Annotated in this window: 4 protein-coding genes and 1 pseudogene; 1 reads left to right on the forward strand and 4 read right to left on the reverse strand. The window is 71.6% G+C overall.

What is annotated here, in order from left to right:
* Positions 1-504 (forward strand): annotated as a pseudogene (locus JWR81_RS25815) (glycosyl transferase); the annotation flags it as partial.
* Positions 505-585: 81 nt separating this feature from the next.
* On the opposite strand, the gene JWR81_RS25820 reads toward JWR81_RS25815, so the two are convergent.
* The 4 genes from JWR81_RS25820 to JWR81_RS25835 form a co-directional block, all read right to left on the reverse strand.
* Positions 586-1,911, reverse strand: coding sequence for an alpha/beta fold hydrolase (locus JWR81_RS25820; RefSeq protein WP_297658486.1), 1,326 nt, complete (start codon positions 1,909-1,911; stop codon positions 586-588).
* Between the two features lie 118 nt (positions 1,912-2,029).
* On the reverse strand, positions 2,030-2,629 hold the full coding sequence (locus JWR81_RS25825; RefSeq protein WP_297658488.1) for a hypothetical protein: 600 nt from the start codon (positions 2,627-2,629) through the stop codon (positions 2,030-2,032).
* Between the two features lie 353 nt (positions 2,630-2,982).
* On the reverse strand, positions 2,983-3,744 hold the full coding sequence (locus JWR81_RS25830; RefSeq protein WP_367278856.1) for a TIM barrel protein: 762 nt from the start codon (positions 3,742-3,744) through the stop codon (positions 2,983-2,985).
* On the reverse strand, positions 3,728-3,934 hold the full coding sequence (locus JWR81_RS25835) for a hypothetical protein (RefSeq protein WP_297658489.1): 207 nt from the start codon (positions 3,932-3,934) through the stop codon (positions 3,728-3,730). The genes JWR81_RS25830 and JWR81_RS25835 overlap by 17 nt, the downstream gene beginning before the upstream one ends.
* Positions 3,935-4,292: the final 358 nt, after the last annotated feature.

Raw genomic sequence — 4,292 nt, forward strand, 5'->3', positions numbered from 1 at the left:
GCCGTCGCGGGCGGCAACGGTTTCGGCCGCGGCGGCCAGGCAGGCCGAGGCGCCGCCACCCGGGACGGCGGGCGACAAGGGGGCGGGCCCGGCGTGGCTGCCGCCGGTGCACGCGCCGCCGGGTTCGCGGGATTCGCCGGCTTCGGCGGCGGCACGACCAGCCCCCAGCTCACCGCGCTGCTCAAGGCCGCCGGCACCACGTGGTCGGCGGCGACGGTCGGATCCTCCGCGGCGGCGTCGCTGGAGCTGGCCAGCGACACGGCGGTCATGGGCATCGGCGGCTTCACCGGCTCCGATCCGGCTCCGGCGCTGGCACAGTTCCAGGCCGACGTCGCGAGCGGTCAGGTGCGCTACTTCGTCGCACCCACCGGCGGGCGTGGTGGCGGCTTCGGCGGCGGTCGGGGCGGCGTCGGCACGACGATCACGCAGTGGGTGCAGCAGCACTACACGGCCACGAGCGTCGGCGGCGAGTCCGTCTACGACCTCACGCTCGCGAAGGCATGACCGACATCGGGCGGCCGTTCGAAGCGCCCGCACGCTGTGGGCAAGCAACTCGTCGCTGACGCCGGCACACCCGGATCGCTGTCAGGCCGCGCCGAGGAACTCCGCGAAATGCCGCACGAACGACGGCGATGCCACGTTGATCGCGTTGTGGTTCGCCTTCGGCACCACGATCCGCCGCGCGCGGGAGAGCACCGCCTCCAGCGCCTCGGCGGCACGGGTGAAGTGTGCGGGGCTGCGGCCGCCCGTGGCGAGCAGGACGTCGGCGGTGATGCTCGCGTACGCGCTCGCCGGACCGTCGTGGGCGAGCACCTCCCGCGCCTCGACCACCGCGCTCGGCACCATCCCGCGCCAGACGCGGCCCGCGGCGGTGGCCGCGAAGAGGTGTGCCACGGCGCGCTGCACCGGGATCGGGAGCAGGGAGAACGAGCCCACGGTACCGAGCCCCTTGCTGAGGATGGCCATCGCGAGCGGGAAGTCGTCGGCCGCCGCCGCGAACGGCTCGACATAGGCGGACGGAAACCCGCCGTCGATCGACACCCCCGCGTCGTAGACGGCGAGCCGGTCGATCGGCAGCCGGGACGCCCCCTGCAGCGCGACGAGGCCGCCGTAGCTGTGGGCCAGCACCGCACGCGCGCCGGTGTGCGCGAGCACGGCGTGCAGGTCCTCGACGTCGCTGGCGACGGAGTGCGTCTCGTCGACGGGGCCGCGCGTCCCGCGTCCGCGACGGTCGTAGAGGAGCACCGTGAACTTGTCGGCCAGCGCCGCCGCGAGGCGGTCGGCGATGGCGGCATCGAGCCGGTCCCGGCGGGTGAGGGTGGCCAGGACGGTGTCGTAGGCGATGTCGAAGGCCAGCCCCAGCCGGGGCTGGTCGAACACCGCCAGCCGGCGGCGGGCCTGCAGCCATCGGTCGTGGTTCGCGGTCCACGGTTTCCCGCCGTAGTAGACGATCCCCTGGCGCAGCAGCAGTTTCGACAACCGGTGCCGGGCCGCCAGCAGATCCCGTCGGACGTCCTCGCGGGCCCGCACCAGATCCCGAGCCGCTTCCTGCCCCACGCTGGGAACGGTGACCGAGACGATCTCGTCGAGGTGCACCAGCCGGGCCAGGTGCCGGGCATCACGCTTATCGGTCTTGACCCGGTCCCCGGACGGGCGCTGCAACCGCGAGGGCGCCGCCACCCGACACACCACGTTCTGCTCGGCCAGGAACCGGGCCAGCCCGAACCCGGTCGGGCCGGCCTCGTAGGCCACCTCGACCGGCCCGGGCAACCCACGAAGCCAGCTCAACAACTCGGCATGATCCGGGGTCAACCGGCGCTCGGACAGCTCCCCGGTCACCCCGTCCAGGCCGCAGGCCACCACCGATCGTGCGTGCGCATCCAGCCCGACACTCGTACGCTTGCCGTCCACTGGGGCCTCCCACATCTTGTGGCTCTACCGGCCAGGACCCGCTCCTGCCCGGCAACCCACGTTCACATGTGGCGAGGCCCCAGCCCGGACCTCCATACCGTCTAGCTAGCCCCTGTCGTCATCGCTCGTCTGATCTTTCGAGGTCGGGGTGCGGTCCCCACATCGCGCCGAAGCGCGAGGCCAGCCTCAGGTATGCGGCCGCGGTAGGGGAATCCAGGACGAGCTCGGCGGCGGCGACGGCCTTGTCGAGCTGCTCGTCGAGGCGTTCGGCGTCGTCGGTCCAGGCGAGATCGAGCAGACCGTGCAGCCTCGCGAAGGAGGCGATGATGTCGGCCGGCGTCGTGCCGGCGGCCGCAGCGGGAGGAACGGCGCCGGCGAGGTCCACGAGCGCTCCGGTGATCTGCGGATCTCCGGTCAGCAGTCCAGCACCGAGCGCTCGGATCGTCTCACCCGTGGTCGCGAGATCCGCGGCGTCGAGTTCGACCACGGAAAGCCGGAGATACTCGGCTCTCCACTCAGGGGCGAACAGCCGCGGGGCCGTGCGCTCCTGAGTCGGCTTGATGCCCCCCCAGATCCGGTCCAGGGCCTCGAGCCCGAAGCCAACTGCAAGCACCGATGGCAGCTCACTTTCCAGCGTTTCGTCGACGAGCGCGATGAGCATCTCCGTGAGGTCGCTGACGACCTCTATGACCGCGTCACCGAGGTCGGGAACGACCACACGCCTGGTATTCATCCTGGTCAGAAGCCTAGCGCCGGTCACCGACAGTCCTTAGACGCCGTTTCAGAAGTCGGCGTGTCGGTCCTGGGTGTGGTCAGCGATGAACGCCGGAACCTCGAGCGCGGTCGGGTCCAGAGTGCGGGCGCCGAGACGCTCGATGGACTCGCGCCGTGTCTGCGAGGGCTCGACGACCATCCGATCAGCGAGGCGACGAGCTGCTCGATGGCGGTGCCGCGGTCGGTCTCGCTGAGTCATTTGGTCTATTGCGCGGGCACGGTGGACGGGCGGTCTCGCCTTTGGGGGGCCGACCCGTCCATCGCGGGTACACGTGGGGCCGTTCAGTGCGTGCGCGCTCAGCGGCGGAAGCCTGCAAGGCCCTGCTCGGTGTAGTAGCGGCAGGTGCGGGTGGCGATCGGCAGGGGCACGCTGGCCGGAGCGGGGTAGAGATCGTGCTCGACGATCGCGGTGAGGGGGACGCCGAGCGCGTCGAGGTCGCGGAGCAGCTCGGGCATGCTCGGCTCGCCGGCGTCGGGCTCTACCATCGCGCCCGCTTGAACGGCCTGGGCGAACGGCATCCTCTCCGTGCGCACGCGCTCCATCACCTGCGGGTCGACGGACTTGAGGTGGACGTAGCCGATGCGGGAGGGATGCTTGGCAACGATGGCGCGGTTGTCGCCGCCGGCGTAGGCGATGTGGCCGGTGTCGAGGCAGAGCCAGACCGTGGTCGGGTCGGTGACCTCGAGGAAGTGGTCGACGCGCTGATCGGTGTCGACGTGGGCGTCGGCGTGCGGGTGGAACATCTGCCGGACGCCGGACTCGTCGAGCAGCACCCGGCCGAGCTCGGAGTGACCGCGTCCGAGGGTGGTCCACTCCTCGGCGGTGAGCTCGGCGGGCTCGAGCAGCTCGCCGGTGTACATGTAGGCGTACATCGCGGGCAGGGTGACCAGGTAGGGCGCGCCCATCTCGACGAGCAGTGCCGCGATCTGGCGGCATTCGGCGAGCGCGGCGTCGAGCGCGTCGGGTCCGCGGTGCAGGGCGGTGCCGGCGGTCGCGCCGGTGAGGGTCAGTCCACGACTACCGAGCTCATCGCGCAGCTGCTCAGGGTTGGTCGGCAGGTAGCCGTAGGGGCCGGCTCGACGGCGGTGTAGCCGGCCTGGCGGCTTCGTCGAGGAACTGCGGCCAGGGCACCTGGCGCGGGTCCTCGGGGAACCAGACGCCCCAGGAGTCGGGGGCGGTGCCCAGCCGCAGGTTGGCCAGAGCCGGTGTGGCGGAGGGCGTGTCGGTCAGGGTGCGTGCGTCACTCATGAAGATCCTTGGAGGTCGCAGGAGACGAGTGGTTCCCGGGCGGCACACGGGGCCACCCCTGCGAGCGCGGGACGACGGCGGGCGCACTTCTTTAGCGCAGCGCTGATCACCCGGCCCACTTGGCGCTGTCCCTGGACCTGCCACACCAGCCAAACTGGCCCCTGACCAGGCAGGACTCGGTCCGGGTACACTCGCTGTGATGGCTGTATTGCCGGGGCGAACCGGCGAAGACCGGATCACAGGGGAGCAGGCGGCGCTGCGACGGGTGGCGACGCTGGTGGCCGGCATGCCGGTCCGCGGCGTGACGATTCTCGCCCCAACGACCAGGACCGGTTCGCAGGCGTCGCCATCCACCACC

Source organism: Pseudonocardia sp., assembly GCF_025965585.1.
Taxonomy (GTDB): Bacteria; Actinomycetota; Actinomycetes; order Mycobacteriales; family Pseudonocardiaceae; genus Pseudonocardia.